Genomic DNA, 18948 nt, shown 5'->3' on the forward strand with positions numbered 1-18948 from the left:
TACGGTGTTCAGTCCGCGGCGTGCAGGGCGTCAGCGAGGACCGACGCGCCCTCCTCCGCCTCGGCGACGGTCAGCGTCAGGGGCGGGGCGATCCGCAGCACGCTGGTGTTGTGGCCGCCGCCCTTGCCGATGAGCAGCCCGCCCGCGCGCGCCGCCTCCAGGACGGCCGCGGCCGCCTCCGGGTGCGCCTCGTCCGTGCCGGGCTTCACCAGCTCGATGCCGATCATCAGGCCCCGGCCGCGCACCTCCCGTACGGCGGCGGATCCGGCCGCGATCCCCCGCAGCCGCTCGATGAGCAGCCCGCCCACGCGCCGCGCGTTGCCCTGGAGGTCGTGTTCCAGGTGGTACGAGAGGTTGGCGAGGCCGGCCGCCATGGTGACGGGTGAACCGCCGAACGTGGAGATGGAGTTGGCGTCCAGGCAGTTCATCACCTCCGCGCGGGCGACGACTCCGCCGATGGACATGCCGTTGCCGATGCCCTTGGCGAAGGTGAGGATGTCCGGCGAGCCGTGCTCGGCGTGCGCCTGCCAGCCCCAGAAGTGCTCACCGGTACGCCCCCAGCCGGTCTGCACCTCGTCGGAGATCCACAGGATGCCGTGCCGGTCGAGGACTTGGCGGAACGCGGCGAACAGCCCGTCGGGCGGCGAGGTGAAGCCGCCGACGCCCTGGATGGGTTCCGCGATCAGGGCCGCGGCCTCCCGGGTGTGCCCGAGGAGGTCCTCCAGGTCCGCGACGCACGCCCGGATGAATTGGGCGTCGCTCAACTCCGCGTACGGGCCACGGGATCGGACGCCCCCGTGGACGTACAGCGTCTGGAGCGGGGAGAGGGTCGTGGGCGACCAGGCGTGGTTGCCGGTGATGGAGACCGCCGAGAACGAGCGGCCGTGGTAGCTGTTGCGCATCGCCAGGATCTGGTTGGACCGGCGGTAGGCGGTGGCGAGCAGCAGCGCGGTGTCGTTCGCCTCGGTGCCCGAGGTGGTGAAGAAGACCCGGGCGTCGGGGATGCCGGAGAGGGTGGCGATCCGTTCGGCCAGCTCCACCATGGGGCGGTTGAGGTAGAGCGTGGAGGAGTGGATGATCCGCCCGGCCTGCTCGGAGATGGCCTTGGTGACCTCGGGCAGGGCGTGGGCGGTCATGGTGGTGAGGATGCCGCCGAAGAAGTCGAGGTAGCGGTTGCCGTCGGCGTCCCAGACGTACCGGCCCTCGCCATGCGTGAGTTCGATGGGGTGGCGGTAGTAGAGGGCCAGCCACTCGGGGCTGACGGCGAGGTGGCGTTCGTACAGTCCGCTCACGGCTCCACCAGCCCGTCGTAGGCGTCGGGCCTGCGGTCCCGGTAGAAGGCCCACTGCTGGCGGACCTCGTCGATCAGGCCGAAGTCCAGGTCGCGGACGACGAGTTCCTCCTCCTTGTCGCTGGCGACCTCGCCGACGAACTGGCCGCGCGGGTCGACGAAGTAGCTGGTGCCGTAGAAGTCGTTGTCGCCGTACTCCTCCTGGCCGACCCGGTTGATCGCGGCGACGAAGTACTCGTTGGCGACGGCGGACGCGGGCTGTTCCAGCTGCCAGAGGTAGCCGGAGAGGCCGCGCGAGGTGGCCGACGGGTTGTAGACCAACTGGGCTCCGTTGAGTCCGAGTTGGCGCCATCCCTCGGGGAAGTGCCGGTCGTAGCAGATGTAGACGCCGACCTTGCCGACGGCGGTGTCGAAGACCGGCCAGCCGGCGTTCCCGGGCTTGAAGTAGTACTTCTCCCAGAACCCCTTGACCTGCGGGATGTGGTGCTTGCGGTACTTGCCGAGGTACGAGCCGTCGGCGTCGATCACGGCGGCGGTGTTGTAGTAGAAGCCGGACCGCTCGACCTCGAAGACCGGGACGACGATCACCATGCCGGTCTCGCGGGCCAAGTCCTGCATCCGGCGGACGGTCGGCCCGTCCGGGACCGGTTCGGCCCAGCGGTAGTGCTCGGGGTCCTGGACCTGGCAGAAGTAGGGGGCGTTGAACACCTCCTGAAACCCGATGATCTTCGCCCCCTGCCGGGCGGCCTCGCGCGCATGGTCCTCATGCTTGGCGATCATGGATTCGGTGTCGCCGGTCCAGGTCGCCTGGACGAGTGCGGCGCGTACGACGTGGGACATGAGCTGCTCCTTCGACGCGGCGTCAGAGAGCCTCTACGCGTTTTCTACGCACGTAGATCGGTGCATGGATGGAGAACGTAAGCCCCTCCGTCCGGCGGGGCAAGACCATCGCCGTGAACCGGCTGAGTCGATCATGTTTCGCACCCGAGCGGTCCACAACAGTCACGGTAGGCATCACTCCGCGCACGCGCGGCACGTCCGTGAAGAACCGCGAGAGGTTGCCCTGAAGTGCGCTCCAGCTCATAGCCTTCTGGCGTCTCCGGGCGTCTCCGGGCGTCCCCGGACGTCTCTGGGCGTCACACGGCATCGGTCGAGCGAAAAGGATCCTTCATGCGCTGCACACTCTTCGGCAGGACCGGTCTGCGCGTCAGCGAGCTCGCGCTCGGCGCCATGACCCTGGGCCGCCACGAATCCGGCCACGCGGCCGTACGCGAGACCTCCGGACGGATCCTCGACGCCTACCTGGAAGCGGGCGGGAACTTCCTGGACACGGCGGACGTGTACGCGGGCGGCACCTCCGAGACGGTCCTCGGCGAGCTGCTGGGCGACCGCCGCGACGCGCTCGTCCTCGCCACCAAGTACACCTGTGCGACCCGGCCGGGCGACGTCAACTCCGGGGGCAACCACCGCAAGAACCTGGTGCAGTCCGTGGAGGCGAGCCTGCGGCGGCTGCGGACGGACCGGCTGGATGTCCTCTGGGTGCACGCCCGGGACAACTTCACCCCGGTCGAGGAGGTCATGCGCGCCCTGGACGACCTCGTCCGCGCGGGCAAGGTGCTGTACGTGGGGGTGTCCGACTGGCCCGCCTGGGAGATCGCCCAGGCCAGTACGGTCGCCGAGCTCCGCGGCTGGACGCCGTTCACCGGTTCGCAGCTGCGCTACAGCCTGCTGGAGCGCACCCCCGAGCGTGAACTGCTCCCGCAGGCCCGCGCGTTCGACCAGGCCGTGTTCGCCTGGAGCCCGCTCGCCCGGGGCCGCCTGACCGGCCGCCAGGAGGAGGCCGCGGTGGGCGCGGCGGACGAGGCGGAGCTGCGCGCGCGGGAGACCGTGCGGGCCGTGGTGGAGATCGCCGGGGAGGGCGGCTGGAGCCCGGCCGCGGTGGCGCTCGCCTGGCTGCGCGGCCGCCCGGGCAACATCGTCCCGATCCTCGGCCCGTCCACCCCGGACCAGCTCAGCGACGCGCTCGGCTGCCTGGAGGTGGAGCTGGACGTGGACGCCGTGGACCGGCTGGACACGGTGAGCCGGGTGCCGCTGGGCTTCCCGCACGACTTCCTGCGGGACGAGGGGGTGCGCGAGACGGTGTACGGGGACCGCTGGACGGCCATCGAGGACCGGCGCTCGACCTATCGGCGTACGACCTCCGAGGTGCTCTGAGCCCTGACCGGCCGAAGAGGGCGCGAATGCCGCCTCACACCCCCGGCACCCCCGCCACCCGCAGCGCGTGGACCAGGTCCCACTCCCGCTCCACCGACACCTCACGGGCCGCCGCCAGCAGGTTCGGCAGGACGCGGTCCCCGCCGCCGCCCGCGAGTTCGGCCGCCTCCTGCGGCGTACGTACGCGGACGAAGGCACCGAGCAGCGCCCGCGCCTCGCCCTCGCGGCCCGCGCCGTCCAGGGCGAGCACCGCCTCGGCGACCTCGGCGGCGGGCCTGGCCACCCCCTGCCGGAGCAGCAGCCCGCAGTCCTCGTCCCGGCCCGCCGCGGCCAGCGCCCCCGCCGCCGCGGCGAACCCGGCGGGCGGCAGCGAGGACGCCTCCCAGAGCAGGGTCGTCCAGTCGGCGGCAAGGCCGGCCCGGTACAGGGCGACCGCCAGCACCGGCAGCCGGGGCGCGGGCCAGGCCGCCACCTCGCAGAGCACGACATGGGCCTCGCCGCTGCGGCCTTCCGCCCGCAGCCGGACCAGCCGCCCGACGGCCGCGGCCACGGCCTCTCCGGCCCCCGGGTCCGGCAGGGCGGCCGGGGCGGGGGCCTCCTCCGCCGCCTCCGCAGGCCCGCCGCCGAACCGGGCGCCGCGCGGGGCGGAGCCGCCCTCCGACGGGGGCGCGGGCAGGGCGGGAACGGGCGAGGGGGCGTACACGGTCTCCTCCTCGTCGTCCACATCGAGACCGGCGAACCGGGCGCCGCGCGGCTTCTTGCGCCGGGGCGCGGGCTCGGGGGCGGGACCGGAACCGGCGGCGGGTCTGCGGGACCGGGACCACCCCGGCGCTTCACCGCCGCCCGACGCGGGCGCGGACTCCGGCACAGGGTTCGGTACGGGCTCCGGGGCGCGCTCCGCGACAGGCCCGCCGGCGCGCTCCGGCACCCGCTCCGGGGCGGGCCCCGGTACCCGCTCCGGGTCCGCCCCGGCGCGCGGGCGCGGAACCGTCACCGCCGCCAGCCGCTTCCGCAGCTCCGCGCACCGGGCCGAGGCGCGCCGGTGGTCGTCGTGGGCCCAGGCCAGCGCCTCCGGGTCGGCCGGGTCCACGCCTCCCGCCCCGGCCGTGCGCAGCCGCTCCGCCGCCCGGCCCTGTTCGCGGATCATCAACTCCAGCCGGTGGACGAGCTCCTGGCGTCCGCCGGGGCGCCGGTCGTGGGCGGCCGCGGAGGCGGAGTACAGCGCGGCGGCCCGTACCGAGACCTGCTCGGCGAAGTACGCGCCGTGGACCTCGGCCAGATCGGCGAGCAGGGACTCCACGACATCCCAGGGCGGGATCTCCACCCCGTCGAGACAGGACCGCATCCCCTGCGGATCGCGCCGGGTGAAGACCCCGTACCACCCGCGTCCGGGGTCGAGCCGTGCCGTCATCTCCCGTAGGTATTGCGCGAACGTGCCTACATCCACCGCATGCTGATGCACCGTCATCGTCGCCCTCGCCGACCGTCGACTGGAGCCTTCCAGTCCGCAGGCATTCGACCGCAGGCGTGTTACGGGGCGGCTACGCGCAGCTTTCGTCCGCGCTGCGGCGGGTGCACGGGGGCCGGCGCCGTGCGCCCCCGTACGCGGCCGGCGGCCGGGGTCAGAAGGTGACGGCGATCCCGGTGTGCGGGCGCTTGCCGAGGCGGGCGATGGTGGCGGGCCAGTCGACGAGCCAGAACTTCCAGGTGTACTTGCGGGCCAGCAGCTTGCGCACCGCGCGGGTATCGTCCGCGTCGAGGAGGCGTGCGGTGCCCTCGGCCTTCGGGGCGTCCTCGGCGATCCTGCCGCGTACATCGCAGACGGTGACGACCACGTCGGTGTTGTTGCGGAGCCGCTTGACCTTCCACGAGTCGGAGCGGGTCCACACGTAGAGCACCTCGCCCTCGGCCGCCGCCCACACGGGGGTCGCGACGGGCGTGCCGTCCCTGCGGAAGGTGGTCAGGCTGACGTATTCGCTGCGCGCGAAGTCCTGGAGAGTCACGGACGCGACCCTACGCACCGCACGCCCGTTACGCGATCAGGGGTACGACGGCGGGTTCGGCGGACGCCTCGGACTCGACGGACCCGGCAGGCTCCAGGGCGCAGCGGCCGAGCAGCTCGTCCATGGAGAGGCCGAGCGCCCCGGCGAGCGCGGCGACCGTGAAGAAGGCGGGGGTGGGGGCGCGGCCGGTCTCGATCTTGCGGAGGGTCTCGGCGGAGATTCCGGCGCTCGCCGCGACGGCGACCATGCTGCGCTCCCCCCGCGCCTCGCGGAGCAGCCGGCCGAGCCGTTCGCCTCGGAGGCGCTCTTCAGGGGTGAGAGGGGTGCGGACCATGAGGCCACTCTACTACGGTTCACCATTCTTATACCGTCATTACTATACCGCTTCGACCGGTATAGTAATGGGCATGGTGCACATCAAGACCGACACATCCATCGAAGCCATGCGCGAGTCCGGACGCGTCGTCGCGCGGATCCTGGCCCGCGCCCAGGAGGTCGCGGCCATCGGCGTGACGCCGCGCGAGCTGGACGAGGCGGCGCGCGAGGTGCTGCGCGAGGCGGGGGCCTCCTCACCGTTCCTGGACTACAAGCCGCACTTCGCGCCCACCCCGTTCCCCGCCGTCATCTGCGTCTCCGTGAACGACGCGGTCGTCCACGGCATCCCCTCCGCCGAACCCCTGCGCGACGGGGACCTGGTCAGCGTCGACGCGGGCGCCCTCCTCGGCGGCTGGGCGGGCGACGCGGCGGTCAGCTTCACCGTCGGTGAGGCCCGCCCCGCCGACACCGAGCTGATCGACGCGGCCACCACCGCGCTGGAGGCGGGCATCGCGGCGGCCGTCGTCGGCAACCGCATCGGCGACATCGCCCACGCCATCGGCACGGTCTGCCGCAAGGCGGGCTACGGCATCCTCGACGGATACGGCGGCCACGGCATCGGCCGTTCGATGCACGAGGACCCGTCCGTGCCGAACGAGGGACGGCCCGGGCGCGGCATGCCGCTGCGCCACGGGATGGTCCTCGCGATCGAGCCCATGCTGCTCGCCGGCGGCCTCGACGAGTTCCGCCACGACCCGGACGGCTGGACGCTGCGGACGACCGACGGCAGCCGGGCGGCGCACGCCGAGCACACGGTGGCCATCACGAAGGACGGCCCCCGCGTCCTCACCGCTATCTGACCCGCCCGGCCCGTCACCCCCGTCCGACGAACGCCCTCGCCAGTGCCTCGCCCCGGCGCTCCGCCTTGGCGCGGCTCTCGATCGGGGAGATACGGGAGTCCTTGAACGCGATGTACGTGACACCGGACGCGGCCCCGCCGGTCGTCGGGTGGGGGTCGATGGACAGCTCCTGAGCCAGCGCGTACGACCCCTCGCCGATGATCCCGGCGGGCCCGGTGTCCCCGATGACGGCGTACCGCACCTCGCCCTTGTGGATCACGGCGACGACGCTGCCGCCGGTCAGCCCGGACTTGCGGTAGTCCCAGATCCGGCCCGGCGCGGGCACCACCACGAACGGCAGCCGGGCCGAGTCCAGGGGTTTGCCCCGGGAGGTCTGGAACGCGGTCTGCGGCTGGAAGTAGGGGTCGGACGTCGTGTTGCAGACCTTCGTCCTCCGGCCGTCGCAGTCGATGTCCATATCCGCCTTCCAGAACACGGCGTCCGTGGTGCCGCAGACGGGGACGGTGGCCTTGGAGCGGTTCGCGTCCGTGCGGTACTTGCCGCGCGAGATCTGCCGGCAGGAGCGGACCTCGGCGAGCAGTTCCTCCGCGCTCACCGTCGGGTCCTGGACGTCCCCTGGCGCGTGACCCACCCGGGTATCCGGCGGTGTGTCAGGTACGGGGACGTCGGCGGTGGCGGGCAGGGCCGCCGGGCCGAGCAGGGCGGCGCCGCAGGCGACGGTGGTGACGGCGGTCAGAGCGAACGTTCGGGTGCGCATGGTGGGGGACGGCCCTTCCAGTCGACCGGAGGGACCCGTCCGGGCCCCTCCCCGTGCCGGCGAACGGTCACCGGCACTCCCCTCCCCCGGCGGCGGGCCGGTCGTACGCGCACGCACCGCGTACGACCGGCCCGCCGCCCCTGCTGCGTGAGGCCGGGTCAGCTCCTGCCGCCCGGCTGCACCACCATGGCCGAGCCGCCGCCCCGCCGCACCTTTTCCGCGGCCGCCAGCCAGCGGCCGTCGGGGAGCCGCTGTACGCCGGTGGCGGCGCCGATCTCCGGGTTCTGCCGGAAGGCGTGGCCGAGCGCTTCGAGCTGGGCGCGGACCGGGCTGTTCCACAGGTCCGGCTCGATCTCGGTGGTGGCCGCGTTGCGCTGGCTGGCGCGGGGGGCGGCGATCGCGTCGACGAGCGGGAGCCCGCGGTCGAGGTGGCCGGTGAGGGACTGGAGCACGGTGGTGATGATCGTGGCGCCGCCCGGCGAGCCGAGGGCGAGGAGCGGCTTGCCGTCCTTGAGCACGATGGTCGGGGACATCGACGAGCGGGGCCGCTTGCCCGGGCCCGGCAGGTTCGGGTCGTGCACGGCCGGGTTGGCCGGGGCGAAGGAGAAGTCGGTCAGCTCGTTGTTGAGGAGGAAGCCGCGCCCGGGGACCGTGATGCCGCTGCCACCGGTGGACTCGATCGTCAGGGTGTAGGAGACGACGTTGCCCCACTTGTCGGCCGTCGTCAGGTGCGTGGTGTTCTCACCCTCGAACGTCGTCGGCGCGGCCGTACCGCCGCTCCCGCACCGGGCCGGGTTCCGCGGGTCACCGGGCGCCACCGGACTGGTCAGCACCGCGTCGTCCCTGATCAGGCATCCGCGCGCGTCCGCGAACCGCTGGCTCAGCAGCTCCTTGGTCGGCACGTCCTCGAAGGCCGGGTCGCCGACCCAGCGACCCCGGTCGGCGAAGGCAATACGGCTCGCCTCGATGAGCCGGTGGAGGTAGCGGGTCTGGCTCGCCCGCGAGAGGTCGGTGCGCTCCAGCATGTTGAGGGCCTGGGCCACCGTCGTACCGCCGGACGAGGAGGGTGCCATGCCGTAGACGTCCAGGCCCCGGTAGCCGGCCTTCGTCGGCTTCTGGTCCAGCGTGCGGTAGGAGAAGAGGTCCTTGCGGGTGAGGTCGCCGGGGCGGACGGTCCGGGTGGCCTGCGGGTCGACGGGCGGCTTGCGGACCGTACGGACGATGTCGTCCGCCAACTCGCCCCGGTACAGCTCCCCGACCCCCTTGCGGCCGAGCTTCTCGTACGTACGGGCCAGGTCGGGGTTCTTGAACACCGAGCCGACGACGGGCAGTTCACCGCCGGGCAGGAACAGCTTCGCGGAGGCCGGGAAGTCGGCGAACCGGGCCTGGTTGGAGGCCGTCTGGGAGCGGAAGGTTCCGTCCACCACGAAGCCGTCCCGGGCCAGGCGTTCGGCCGGTTTCAGCAGCGTACGAAGGGACTTGGAGCCCCACGCGTCGAGCGCGCGCTCCCAGGTGGCGGGGGTGCCGGGGGTGCCGACGCCGAGGCCGCTGGTGACGCCTTCCTCGAACGGGATGGGCTTGCCGTTCTCCAGGAAGAGGGAGGCGTCCACGCTGCGGGGTGCGGTCTCGCGGCCGTCGATGGTCCGCACCGTGCGCTTCTTGGCGTCGTAGTGGACGAAGTAGCCTCCGCCGCCGATGCCCGCCGAGTACGGCTCGGTCACGCCGAGCGCGGCGGCGGTCGCCACGGCCGCGTCCACCGCGTTGCCGCCCTGGCGCAGCACCTCGATCCCGGCCGCCGACGCGTCCCGGTCCACGCTGGCCACCGCTCCCCCGTACCCCACCGCCACCGGGGACTTGGGTGGGACGGGGTGCCGGTGGGCGGGTTGCGCGGAGCCCGCGGGGGCGGTGGCCCCGAGCGAGGCGACCACGGCAAGGGCGGCCACTATCGACATGTTCCGGCCGACGGAACGGTGCATACGAACCTCCAGTCAACGGATCTCCGCGCAGGCTAGCCCGCGGGCACCCGGATCGTCAGGACCGCCTCGAACGGTTACCCGAATGACCGATAACATGCCCGGCCATGACGGACGACGTGCGCAACATCGTGCTGGGCGTGATAGCCGCCGGAATCAGCGGATCGCTGGGCTGGCTGGCCCGTACCTACCTCCTGCGGCGCAAGCTCCGCCGTAAGCAGGCGTTCTTCGGACTGCCGGCCCACTCCGAGTGCCTGCTGGTGGTCAACCGGTACGCGGGCGCCGAGGGGTCCGTGCACCGGTACGACGTGTTCGCGCTGCTGGAGCTCTCCGCGCTGATCAAGGACTGCGCGGCCAACGCGCAGATCGTGACGCACGACGTGGCTCAGCAGGGTTTCGGGGAGCGTACGGAGTTCTGCGTCGGCGGCCCGACCTCCAACCAGCGGATGGCGGCCCATCTGCGGACCCTGCTCCCCGGGGTACGGATCAACACCGACCCGGAGCCCGGCCCGGACCGGGTAGCCTTCCAGATCGGTTCGGAGCGCTACCGGCTGGAGCCGGGGATCTCGGAGTACGTGCTGCTCGCACGGCTGACGGGCGGTCAGGAAGCGCGCCCGGTCTTCCTGTTCTGCGGGCAGCGGGCCATCACCAACCAGGCGGCGACCCGTTATGTGTCGCGCCACTACGAGAAGCTGCTGCGCAAGCACGGCAACAAGTCGTTCGCGCTGCTGCTGAAGGTGGTCAACTCCCAGGCGTACGGCCCCGATGTGGTGGAGGTCGTCGGCGATGTGACCCGCGCGGCGCAGGCGCCCGTACCGACGGCCCCGCCCTCCCACCGGGCGGGCGGCAGCTGAGCGGGTACGGGCTCAGCGCCGCAGCCGGGCCCGGCCGCCGTCCACCATCGCGGTGATCTCACCGATCCTCAGCGGCCGGGCCAGCAGCACCACCGTGAGCAGCAGCGCGAGGGTCCCCGCCCCGACGGCCGCGATGTCCCCCGCGCCCTCGGCCGCGCGGGCGGCCCCGTAGGCGAGCGCCCCGGCTGGCAGGCAGGCGGCGATCAGCCTGAGGTGGGCGCCGAGGGTGGGTGAGCGCAGCAGGGTCCCGGTCCCGGTGGCCGAGATCCGCCGGGAGAGCACGTACCCGGTGACGGCGAAGCCGACGACGAAGGCCACCGTGCTCGCTCCGGCCATCCCGGTCACGGCCCAGCGGGCGGGCAGCACCCAGTAGGCGGCCGCCGAGAGACCGGCGTTGACGGCGGCGACCACGAGGTTGAGCAGGAACGGTGTGCGGGTGTCGCTCATCGCGTAGAAGCCGCGGGAGAGGACGTACTGCCCGGAGAAGGCGATGAGCCCGGGGGCGAACGCCATCATGATTCCGGCCATCACCGTGATGTCGGCGTCGGTGGTGCGCCCGTACCCGAAGACGGAGCCGATCAGCCAGGGCGCGAGGACCAGGAACACGGTGGCGGCGGGCACGACGACGGCGGCGCTGGTCCGCAGCGCGTACGCGACATCGCGACGCACCCCGGCGAGGTCCCCGTCGGCCGCCGCCCGGCTCATCCGGGGCATCAGCGCGGTGACGAGGGAGACGGTGATGATGCCCTGCGGGACGACCCAGAGCTGGTAGGCGTAGCTGTACGCGGCATACCCCGCCCCGCCCGCCACCTGCTGCTCGAACGCCTGCTGACCGGCGGTGGTGGAGAGCCGGGTGACGACCCAGTACGCGAGCTGGTTGGTGAGCACCAGCAGGACGAGCCAGCCGGCCGCGCGCATCGGCCGGGTCAGGCCGCTGCCGCGCCAGTCGAAGCGGGGCCGCCAGCGGAACTTCGCGGCCCGCAGCGTGGGCAGCAGCGCGAGGGTCTGCACGGCGATCCCGGCGGTGGTGCCCCAGCCGAGGAGATGCGCGTGCGCGTCGGTGAGGGCGCCGCCGGAGTTCGCGGCGACGGCGATGTAGAGGCCGAACACCCCGATGACCACGAGGTTGTTGAGGACCGGGGTCCACATCATCGCGCCGAACCGGCCCCGGGCGTTGAGGATCTGGCCGAGCAGGGTGAAGAGTCCGTAGAAGAGGATCTGCGGCAGGCAGTAGCGGGCCAGCGCGATCGTCAGCTCGGCCTGGCGGCCGTCGTAGTCGGTGTAGAGGCCGACGATCAGGGGCGCCGCCGCCACGGCGAGCGCGGTGAGGGCGAGGAGGCCGACGGTGCAGAGGGTGAGCAGCCGGTCGGTGTAGGCGGCTCCGCCGTCGGCGTGTTCCTTGGCGGCGCGGACCAGTTCGGGGACGAAGACCGCGTTGAGCGCGCCGCCGATGAGCAGGATGTAGAGGATGTTGGGGACGGTGTTGGCGACCGTGTAGCCGTCGGCGCTCAGCCCGGTGCCGAGTGCGGCGATGACGACCGCCGAGCGGACGAAGCCGGTGGCGCGGGAGACGACGGAGCCCGCCGCCATCACGGCACCGCTGCGCAGGACGGAGGCGGACCGGGCCGGGGGTATCCCGGGCTCGGTCGTGGCTTCTTCGGGCACCGCGGACCCGTCGGGCGCCACCGCGGACTCCGCCGGTCCATCGGACCCTTCTGCCTCCTCGGGCTTGACGGTTCCGCTCACTGGTCTCTCCCGCGCTCCGAGGTACTGGCCGACGGTGGAGGGTACTCCGCAGGGTCGGCCACGGGTCGGGCGGGGCCCCGGCGGAATCCGACATGGGGGAAACGGAACCCGGCCGGGGGGAAATCGCCTCTCCCCTGTCGAGCCCTGCAGCCCTGGAGGTTTTTCCGTTGAGTTCCGCACGCCCGCGCATCCACCGCCGTACCGCCCTGACCGCCGTCCCGGCGGCGCTGCTCGCCGCCGCGCTCACAGCCTGTTCGGGCGGTGGTGCGGCCGGCTCCGCCGCACAGGAGGGCGGGGACGGCAAGGCGCCCGCGACCAGCATCTCCGTGAACCTCCAGGGCAAGGCGGCGGCCCCCGGTGAACCGGTGAAGGTCACGCTGGCGGAGGGGAAGCTGAAGACGGTCTCGGTGACGGCGAGTGAGGGCGGCGCGCTGGCCGGGAAGATATCCGCCGACGGCCGGACCTGGATATCCGAGCGGGTCGCCGCGCCCGGCACCGCGTACACGGTCGAGGCGAAGGACGCGGACGGCGGCAGCGACACCGCCACCTTCTCGACCGCCGAGGCGGAGAAGGTCAACAAGCTGTCGCTCGCGCCGGGCAAGAACACCACGGTCGGCATCGCCCAGCCGCTGTCGGTCGTCTTCGACCACCCGGTGAAGAACAAGGCGGCGGTGGAGAAGGGGCTGAAGGTGTCCACCTCGAACGACACCGAGGGTTCCTGGGGCTGGCTGCAGGACTACTCGGGCAAGGACCGCGTCGACTGGCGGCCCAAGGATTACTGGAAGCCGGGTACGAAGGTCACTCTGGCCGCCGAGCTGAACGGCATCGACACGGGCGCGGACGGCGGCTGGTTCGTCCGTGACTACCTGACGACGTTCACCATCGGCGCGGCCCAGGTGGTCAAGGTCGACCTCGACGGGCACCGCCTCTCCCTGCACCGCGACGGCAAGCAGGTGTTCCAGGCGCCGATGTCGGGCGGTACGCCGGGCGGCGACAAGGCGTCCTGGCGGGGCACGGCCGTCCTGATGTCGAAGGAGGGCACGATCAACATGCGCTCCGAGACCGTGGGCCTGGGCGACGCCTACGACAAGATGGTCGACTTCTCGATGCGGCTGACCTGGTCGGGGATGTACGCGCACGCCGCCCCGTGGAACTCCGGCTACTTCGGCAACGCCAACCGCAGCTCGGGCTGTCTCGGGATGAGCGACGCGAACGCGTCCGCGCTGTACGGACAGGTGCGGGTGGGCGACCCGTTCGAGATCACCGGCGCCGACGCCAAGGGCACGGTCACCGAGGGCAACGGGTACGGCGCGTGGAACGTGTCGTGGGCCGACTGGCAGGCGAAGAGCGCGCTGAAGTGAGCCGCGCGCTCACCTCCGTACGACGGAAGGGCTACTGACACCACGTCCAACAATCGTTACCTTCACGCAACACACCCGGTAGTTACCAGCGGTAAACATCCGGGGTTACCGTCGGGTCACTTTGCACTGACACGCGTGAGGAGTGACCCGTGGTACGTCCGAAACCGGCACTGCGCACCACCGCTTCGATCACCACCGCCGCCGTCCTGCTGACCGGAGCCGCCCTCGGCGCGGCTCCGGCGGCGGGAGCCGCGCCCGCAACCGCCCCCGCGAGCGCCGCCTCCGCGCCGGGCCTGACGTTCCACGACATCCCCGGCTCCGGGGGCATCACGCTCAAGGGCAATGTGTTCAGACCGGCCGGAGCGCCGGCCGGGGCGAAGCACCCCCTCATCGTCTTCCCGACCAGCTGGGCCATGCCGCAGATCGAGTATCTGGCGCAGGCCCAGAAGCTCGCCGACTCCGGTTACGTGGTGGTGAGTTACACCTCGCGCGGCTTCTGGCTCTCCGGCGGGAAGATCGAGGTGGCGGGCCCGCCGGACATCGCGGACGCCTCCGCCGTCATCGACTGGGCGCTGGCCAACACCTCGGCCGACCCGGACCGGATCGGCATGGGCGGGGTCAGTTACGGAGCGGGCATCAGCCTGCTGGCCGCCGGACACGACCCCCGTATCAAGGCGGTGGCCGCGCTCAGCGGCTGGGCCGACCTGATCGACTCGATCTACAGCGGCCGGACCCAGCACCTCCAGGCAGCGGCCCTGCTCGGCGGCGCCGGGCTGATCACCGGCCGCCCCAGCGACGAACTCTCCCAGACGCTCAAGGACTTCCTCGGCTCCAACCTGGACAAGGAACCGGAGATGATCGCCTGGGGCGCCAAGCGCTCCCCCGCGACCCACCTCGACAGGATCAACGCCAACGGCGCCGCCATCATGATGGGCAACGCCTGGGGCGACACGATCTTCCCGCCCAACCAGTACGCCTCGTTCTACGAGAAGCTCACCGGCCCCAAGCGGCTGGAGTTCCGCCCCGGCGACCACGCCACCGCCGAGCTGACCGGCCTCTTCGGGCTGCCCAACGACACCTGGACGAGCACCCGCCGCTGGTTCGACCGCTACCTCAAGGGCGAGCGCAACGGCATCGACACCGAGCAGCCGGTCCAGCTCAAGTCCCGTACCGACAAGGGGTACGAGGGCTACGCGGACTGGAAGTCGGTGGGCGCGGCGAAGAACCGTATCCAGCTCGACGGTACGAAGAAGGTGTGGGCGAACGTCGATTCGGGCGCCAACGGGGGCATCACCCTGCTCTCCAACGCGCTGGACCAGTTCCTGAAGCTGCCGCCGACCGTCTCCGTACCCCTTCTGCCGCGCACCTTCGCGAGCGTGTGGCAGTCGGAGCGGTACGGCTCCGAGCAGCGCGTCCGGGGTACGGCGGAGCTGCACACCACGGTCACCAGCACGAAGTCGAGCGGCACCTTCGTCGCGTACCTCTACGACGTCGGCCCGCTCGGTGTGGGCAAGCTGGTCAGCAACGCCCCGTACACGTTCCACGGGCAGACGCCGGGCCGGCCGTTCCCCGTCGACCTGGAGCTGTTCTCCACGGCCTACGACGTCCCGGCCGGTCACCGGCTCGCCCTGGTGATCGACACCGTCGATCCGCTGTACATCGAGCACAACCCGACCGGCGCGCAGCTGACCTTCTCCTCGCCCGCCTCGGACCCGAGTCATCTCTCGGTCCCGCTGCGCGAGAAGTGATCACCGACTGCTGCCGGGCGGGGCATGCTCCGCTACTGCCCTCCCGGCAGCAGCTTCCCCGGCTCGGCCGGGGCCACCCCCACCGCCTCCGTCTTCGGATTGCGCCGCTGCCTTCGCGCCACCCAGGTGGCGAACCACGAGAGCAACATGCACATGCCGATGTAGATCGGAGAGATCACCATCACGACAGGGATGAAGGGGAGATCGTAGTCGAGATTCGACGCGATCAGCTTTCCCGCGTGGAGGAATTCCTCGTAGGTGATCAGGTAACCCAGTGAGGTGTCCTTGAGGGCGACCACCAGCTGACTGATGATGGTCGGCAGCATCGCGCGCACGGCCTGGGGGGCCAGGACGAACGTCGTGACCTGGGTCTTGCGCATCCCGAGGGCGTACGCGGCCTCCCGCTGGCCCCGGTCCACGGAGTTGATCCCGGTGCGGAAGACCTCCGCGAGGACCGAGCCGTTGTAGAGGGTCAGCCCGGCGACCAGGGCGGGCAGGGCCTGCACCTTCAGCGCGACGAAGATGAAGAAGATCATCACCAGCACCGGCATGGCCCGGAAGAACTCGACCAGCAGGGTGGCGATCCAGCGCACCGGGCGGTGCACGGAGAGCCGGCCGACCGCGAGGACCGCGCCGAGGGCGAGGGAGAGGACGGCGGCGTACGCGAACGCCTTGAGCGTGTTGCCGAGGCCCCGCAGGAGCAGTTCCTGGATGCCCTTGTATTCGAAGGGGCGCCACTTCTCGGCGGTGAACTGGTCGGTGTCGAAGAGCAGATAGATGATCCAGCCGACGAGGGCGAGGATCACGGCCGTCGAGGCGATCCCGTACAGGAGATGCCGTTTACGGGCCTGCGGCCCCGGGATGTCGTAGAGCGCGGTGGCCGAGGGGACATGGGTCATCGTGCGACTCCCCAGCGCTTCTCCATCACGTTGAAGAGCGCACTGATGGTGAGGGTGATGATCAGGTAGCCGACAGCGATCCAGATGAACGTCCAGATGATGCTGTAGCCCAGCTCGTTGAGCGTCCGGTAGGTGCCGAGGAGTTCGGTGACGCTGAACGCGCCGGCGATCGCGGAGTTCTTGGCCAGCGCGATCAGGGTGGAGCCGACCGGCGGGATCACCGAGCGGAAGGCCTGCGGCAGGACGACCTGGCTCAAGGTCTGACCGAAGGTCATCCCGAGGCTGCGGGCGGCCTCGCCCTGGCCGGTGGGCACGGTGTTGATGCCGGAGCGCAGCACCTCGCAGATGAACGCGGAGGTGTAGCAGCCGAGCGCCAGGACGGCGAAGAGCTGGAAGGGCAGCACGAGGCCGAAGCGGGGCAGGCCGAGGAGGACCGCGAAGAACAGCAGCGTCAGCGGGGTGTTGCGCAGCACGGTCACCCAGACCGTGCCCAGCACCCGCAGTGAGCCGACGGGCGCGACGCGGAAGGAGGCCATCACGAAGCCGAGGGCGAGGGCGAGAGCCGAGGAGTAGACCGTCAGCTCGACGGTGCCGAGGAAGCCCTCGCCGTAGAGGGAGAAGTTGTCTGTCAGTACGTCCATGGGTGGCGCCGTCCCCTCAGTTCGCCGGGTAGCGGTCGATGGGCGGCGGGGTCGGCGCGGGCACGCCGGAACGCCCCAGAGTCGCCTCGAACGCCTTCTTCCAGTTGCCGTTCTTCTCGTCGGCCTCCAGCGCGTCGTTGAGGGCGCCCCGCAGCGCGTTGTCGTTGCGCGGTACGCCGATGCCGTACGGCTCCTCGGAGAACGGCTTGCCGACGACCTTCATCTCGTCGGGCGCCTTGGCCGCGAAGCCCAGCAGGATCGCGTCGTCGGTGGTGACGGCGTCGACCTGGTAGGTCAGCAGGTTGTCGACGCAGATGGAGTACGTGTCGTAGGCGACGAGCACCGCCTTGGGGAAGTCCTCGGCGATGCGCTGGTAGGGCGTGGAGCCGGCCGCCGAGCAGACCGTCCTGCCGTCGAGGTCCTGGGGGCCCTTGATGTCGTTCTCGTCGGTACGCACCAGGAGTCCCTGGCCCGCCATGTAGTAGGGCCCGGCGAAGCCGACGAGCTTCTTGCGCATGTCGTTGATGGTGTAGGTGCCGACGTAGTAGTCGATCTGGCCGTTCTGGAGGGCGGTCTCGCGGTTCGCGGAGGCGATGGTCCGGAAGCGGATGGTCTTCGGTTCGAAGCCGAGGGAGGCCGCCATCATCCGGGCGATCTCGATGTCGAAGCCGGAGTAGACGCCGCTGGCCGGGTCCTTCTCGCCCAGGTAGGGCTGGTCCTCCTTGGCGCCGACGACCAGGTAGCCGCGCCGCTCCGCCTTCCGCCAGGTGGGCGACGCGGGCAGTTCGAAGCCCTGGTTCACCTGGTAGACGGGCAGCGCCTCGGGCGCCGGCCCCTTGACCGGCGGGCTGCCGTCCTTGCCGCAGGCCGCGGCGAGGACGGTGAGCAGGAGGCAGAGGGCGAGGGCGGCGCCACGGCGGCGGGCACTGCTGGTGGGCAAGGTGTGGGTACGCGACACGAAGGGCCCCCGTCAGTGCTTGAGGATCTTGGACAGGAAGTCCTTGGCACGGTCGCTCTCCGGGGCGGTGAAGAAGTCCTCCGGGGTGCGGTCCTCGACCACGCGGCCGTCGGCCATGAAGACGACGCGGTTGGCGGCGGACCGGGCGAAGCCCATCTCGTGGGTGACCACGACCATGGTCATGCCCTCCTGGGCGAGCTGCTGCATGACCTCCAGCACCTCGTTGATCATCTCCGGGTCGAGCGCCGAGGTGGGCTCGTCGAAGAGGAGCGCCTTGGGGTCCATGGCGAGAGCGCGGGCGATCGCCACGCGCTGCTGCTGGCCGCCGGAGAGCTGGGCGGGGAACTTGTCGGCCTGGGAGGCGAGGCCGACCCGCTCCAGCAGCTCCCGGGAGCGCCGGTCGGCCTCCTCCTTCTTGCGCTTGCGGACCTTGAGCTGGGCCAGCGACACATTCGCCAGCACGGTCTTGTGGGCGAAGAGGTTGAACGACTGGAAGACCATGCCGACTTCGGCGCGGAGCTGGGCCAGGCCCTTGCCCTCCGCGGGGAGGGGCTTGCCGTCGATCAGGATGGAACCGGACTCGATCGTCTCCAGCCGGTTGACCGCCCGGCACAGGGTCGATTTCCCGGAGCCGGAGGGGCCGATGACCACCACCACCTCCCCGCGGCCGACGGTGAGATTGATGTCCTGAAGTACGTGCAACTCTCCGAAGTGTTTGTTGACGTCCCTCAGTTCGATCAACGGATCGACGGCCATGCGCTGCCCTACCCACTTGTCGCTGTGTCGAGGTCAGCGCAAACTATGCAGCCCGGAAAGGGACTTCGCACCCGACACGCTCAAATGGCACATAAGGCTGTTTATCGCTACGGGAGCTCAGTTCTCGGCCGACTCCGCGTACACCTGCGAGAGCTCGGGGCTGCCGCTCATGGCCCAGTCCAGCCCGGCGGCGACGACGTCGATCTCCCGCCCGGACTCCAGCCGCACCACGGGCTGCCCGCTCGGCCAGATGTCCCACGCCGCCCCCGGGACGGTGCGCACGATGACGGTGCCCAGGTAGAGACCGGCGTCGTTGCCCAGCCAGGGCAGCTCCTCGGCGTCGTCGCGCCAGCGCGGCGACAGCTGGTCGAGCGCGGACAACGAGGCCGGGCTGTCGTCGAGTTCGAGTCCTTGCTGCCCCGCCCGGGCACGCAGCAGTTCGCATTCGGCGAGCAGCTCGGCCACGCCGTCGGGATCCGCTTCGACGGCGGCCGCGAGCGCGTGCCCCTGCGTACTGCCCTGACGCTTACGCCAGTTGTCCAAGAAAGGGATGTTCATACCACTAGGGTCCC

General features: G+C 71.4%; 18 protein-coding genes. 5 read left to right on the top strand and 13 right to left on the bottom strand.

Annotated features, from left to right (window positions below):
* Nucleotides 1-8 precede the first annotated feature (8 nt).
* Nucleotides 9-1292, bottom strand: a complete 1284-nt coding sequence (locus tag R2B67_RS04810) for an aspartate aminotransferase family protein (protein WP_317816591.1) — start codon at nt 1290-1292, stop codon at nt 9-11.
* A complete protein-coding gene (locus R2B67_RS04815; protein WP_317816592.1) occupies nt 1289-2131 on the bottom strand; it encodes a nitrilase-related carbon-nitrogen hydrolase in 843 nt (280 codons plus the stop codon). Before R2B67_RS04815 ends, R2B67_RS04810 begins: the two co-directional genes overlap by 4 nt.
* 330 nt (nt 2132-2461) lie before the next feature.
* Between R2B67_RS04815 and R2B67_RS04820 the strand changes: the two genes are divergently transcribed.
* Nucleotides 2462-3505: an aldo/keto reductase gene (locus R2B67_RS04820; protein ID WP_317816593.1), complete on the top strand. Its 1044-nt coding sequence runs from the start codon at nt 2462-2464 to the stop codon at nt 3503-3505.
* 34 nt (nt 3506-3539) lie between these two features.
* Here the strand turns inward: R2B67_RS04820 and R2B67_RS04825 are convergent, their stop codons facing one another.
* From R2B67_RS04825 to R2B67_RS04835, 3 genes are all read right to left on the bottom strand, one after another.
* Nucleotides 3540-4973 (bottom strand): hypothetical protein, encoded by a 1434-nt coding sequence (locus R2B67_RS04825; protein WP_317816594.1) that lies wholly within the window; start codon nt 4971-4973, stop codon nt 3540-3542.
* A 154-nt stretch (nt 4974-5127) separates the two neighbouring features.
* A complete protein-coding gene (locus R2B67_RS04830; RefSeq protein ID WP_317816595.1) occupies nt 5128-5508 on the bottom strand; it encodes a PPOX class F420-dependent oxidoreductase in 381 nt (126 codons plus the stop codon).
* A 28-nt stretch (nt 5509-5536) separates the two neighbouring features.
* The gene (locus R2B67_RS04835; protein ID WP_018514755.1) at nt 5537-5842 is read right to left on the bottom strand and encodes a helix-turn-helix domain-containing protein; all 306 of its coding nucleotides are present in this window, start codon (nt 5840-5842) and stop codon (nt 5537-5539) included.
* A 73-nt stretch (nt 5843-5915) separates the two neighbouring features.
* Here R2B67_RS04835 and map point away from each other — a divergent pair, with 73 nt between their 5' ends.
* Nucleotides 5916-6683 (top strand): type I methionyl aminopeptidase, encoded by a 768-nt coding sequence (map, locus tag R2B67_RS04840; RefSeq protein ID WP_317816596.1) that lies wholly within the window; start codon nt 5916-5918, stop codon nt 6681-6683.
* Between the two features lie 13 nt (nt 6684-6696).
* On the opposite strand, the gene R2B67_RS04845 is transcribed toward map, so the two are convergent.
* Together R2B67_RS04845 and ggt are read right to left on the bottom strand one after the other, a co-directional pair.
* A complete protein-coding gene (locus R2B67_RS04845) occupies nt 6697-7440 on the bottom strand; it encodes a glycoside hydrolase family 75 protein (RefSeq protein WP_317816597.1) in 744 nt (247 codons plus the stop codon).
* 158 nt (nt 7441-7598) lie between these two features.
* Nucleotides 7599-9416 carry a gamma-glutamyltransferase gene (ggt, locus tag R2B67_RS04850; protein ID WP_317816598.1) on the bottom strand — a complete coding sequence of 606 codons (1818 nt, stop codon included), beginning with the start codon at nt 9414-9416 and terminating at the stop codon, nt 7599-7601.
* 104 nt (nt 9417-9520) lie between these two features.
* Here ggt and R2B67_RS04855 point away from each other — a divergent pair, with 104 nt between their 5' ends.
* Nucleotides 9521-10267, top strand: a complete 747-nt coding sequence (locus tag R2B67_RS04855; protein WP_317816599.1) for a hypothetical protein — start codon at nt 9521-9523, stop codon at nt 10265-10267.
* A gap of 12 nt (nt 10268-10279) precedes the next feature.
* On the opposite strand, the gene murJ is transcribed toward R2B67_RS04855, so the two are convergent.
* Complete coding sequence (gene murJ, locus R2B67_RS04860) at nt 10280-11953, bottom strand: murein biosynthesis integral membrane protein MurJ (protein ID WP_381074847.1); 1674 nt, start codon at nt 11951-11953, stop codon at nt 10280-10282.
* Nucleotides 11954-12180: 227 nt separating this feature from the next.
* On the opposite strand from murJ, the gene R2B67_RS04865 reads away from it, so the two are divergent.
* Entirely contained in the window at nt 12181-13374 is a 1194-nt protein-coding gene (locus R2B67_RS04865) for a L,D-transpeptidase (RefSeq protein WP_317816600.1), read from the top strand.
* Nucleotides 13375-13523: 149 nt separating this feature from the next.
* Nucleotides 13524-15122 carry a CocE/NonD family hydrolase gene (locus tag R2B67_RS04870; RefSeq protein WP_317816601.1) on the top strand — a complete coding sequence of 533 codons (1599 nt, stop codon included), beginning with the start codon at nt 13524-13526 and terminating at the stop codon, nt 15120-15122.
* Between the two features lie 32 nt (nt 15123-15154).
* On the opposite strand, the gene R2B67_RS04875 is transcribed toward R2B67_RS04870, so the two are convergent.
* The 5 genes from R2B67_RS04875 to R2B67_RS04895 form a co-directional block, all read right to left on the bottom strand.
* Entirely contained in the window at nt 15155-16021 is an 867-nt protein-coding gene (locus R2B67_RS04875; protein ID WP_018514747.1) for an amino acid ABC transporter permease, read from the bottom strand.
* Entirely contained in the window at nt 16018-16662 is a 645-nt protein-coding gene (locus R2B67_RS04880; protein ID WP_317816602.1) for an amino acid ABC transporter permease, read from the bottom strand. Before R2B67_RS04880 ends, R2B67_RS04875 begins: the two co-directional genes overlap by 4 nt.
* A gap of 16 nt (nt 16663-16678) precedes the next feature.
* Nucleotides 16679-17602 (bottom strand): glutamate ABC transporter substrate-binding protein, encoded by a 924-nt coding sequence (locus tag R2B67_RS04885; protein ID WP_317816603.1) that lies wholly within the window; start codon nt 17600-17602, stop codon nt 16679-16681.
* Nucleotides 17603-17632: 30 nt separating this feature from the next.
* The gene (locus R2B67_RS04890) at nt 17633-18376 is read right to left on the bottom strand and encodes an amino acid ABC transporter ATP-binding protein (protein WP_018514744.1); all 744 of its coding nucleotides are present in this window, start codon (nt 18374-18376) and stop codon (nt 17633-17635) included.
* A 117-nt stretch (nt 18377-18493) separates the two neighbouring features.
* Nucleotides 18494-18934, bottom strand: a complete 441-nt coding sequence (locus R2B67_RS04895; RefSeq protein ID WP_317816604.1) for a DUF6278 family protein — start codon at nt 18932-18934, stop codon at nt 18494-18496.
* Between the last annotated feature and the right edge of the window lie 14 nt (nt 18935-18948).

The organism is Streptomyces cyaneofuscatus, assembly GCF_033109485.1.
GTDB classification, from domain to species: domain Bacteria; phylum Actinomycetota; class Actinomycetes; order Streptomycetales; family Streptomycetaceae; genus Streptomyces; species Streptomyces cyaneofuscatus.

Bases quoted from the DNA above. Each gene is read 5' to 3' on its own strand.
- R2B67_RS04825 (WP_317816594.1), bottom strand. From the start codon at position 4,973: ATGACGGTGCATCAGCATGCGGTGGATGTAGGCACGTTCGCGCAATAC.
- R2B67_RS04880 (WP_317816602.1), bottom strand. From the start codon at position 16,662: ATGGACGTACTGACAGACAACTTCTCCCTCTACGGCGAGGGCTTCCTC.
- R2B67_RS04855 (WP_317816599.1), top strand. From the start codon at position 9,521: ATGACGGACGACGTGCGCAACATCGTGCTGGGCGTGATAGCCGCCGGA.
- R2B67_RS04820 (WP_317816593.1), top strand. From the start codon at position 2,462: ATGCGCTGCACACTCTTCGGCAGGACCGGTCTGCGCGTCAGCGAGCTC.
- map (WP_317816596.1), top strand. From the start codon at position 5,916: ATGGTGCACATCAAGACCGACACATCCATCGAAGCCATGCGCGAGTCC.
- R2B67_RS04835 (WP_018514755.1), bottom strand. From the start codon at position 5,842: ATGGTCCGCACCCCTCTCACCCCTGAAGAGCGCCTCCGAGGCGAACGG.
- R2B67_RS04875 (WP_018514747.1), bottom strand. From the start codon at position 16,021: ATGACCCATGTCCCCTCGGCCACCGCGCTCTACGACATCCCGGGGCCG.
- ggt (WP_317816598.1), bottom strand. From the start codon at position 9,416: ATGCACCGTTCCGTCGGCCGGAACATGTCGATAGTGGCCGCCCTTGCC.
- R2B67_RS04895 (WP_317816604.1), bottom strand. From the start codon at position 18,934: ATGAACATCCCTTTCTTGGACAACTGGCGTAAGCGTCAGGGCAGTACG.
- R2B67_RS04815 (WP_317816592.1), bottom strand. From the start codon at position 2,131: ATGTCCCACGTCGTACGCGCCGCACTCGTCCAGGCGACCTGGACCGGC.
- R2B67_RS04845 (WP_317816597.1), bottom strand. From the start codon at position 7,440: ATGCGCACCCGAACGTTCGCTCTGACCGCCGTCACCACCGTCGCCTGC.
- R2B67_RS04890 (WP_018514744.1), bottom strand. From the start codon at position 18,376: ATGGCCGTCGATCCGTTGATCGAACTGAGGGACGTCAACAAACACTTC.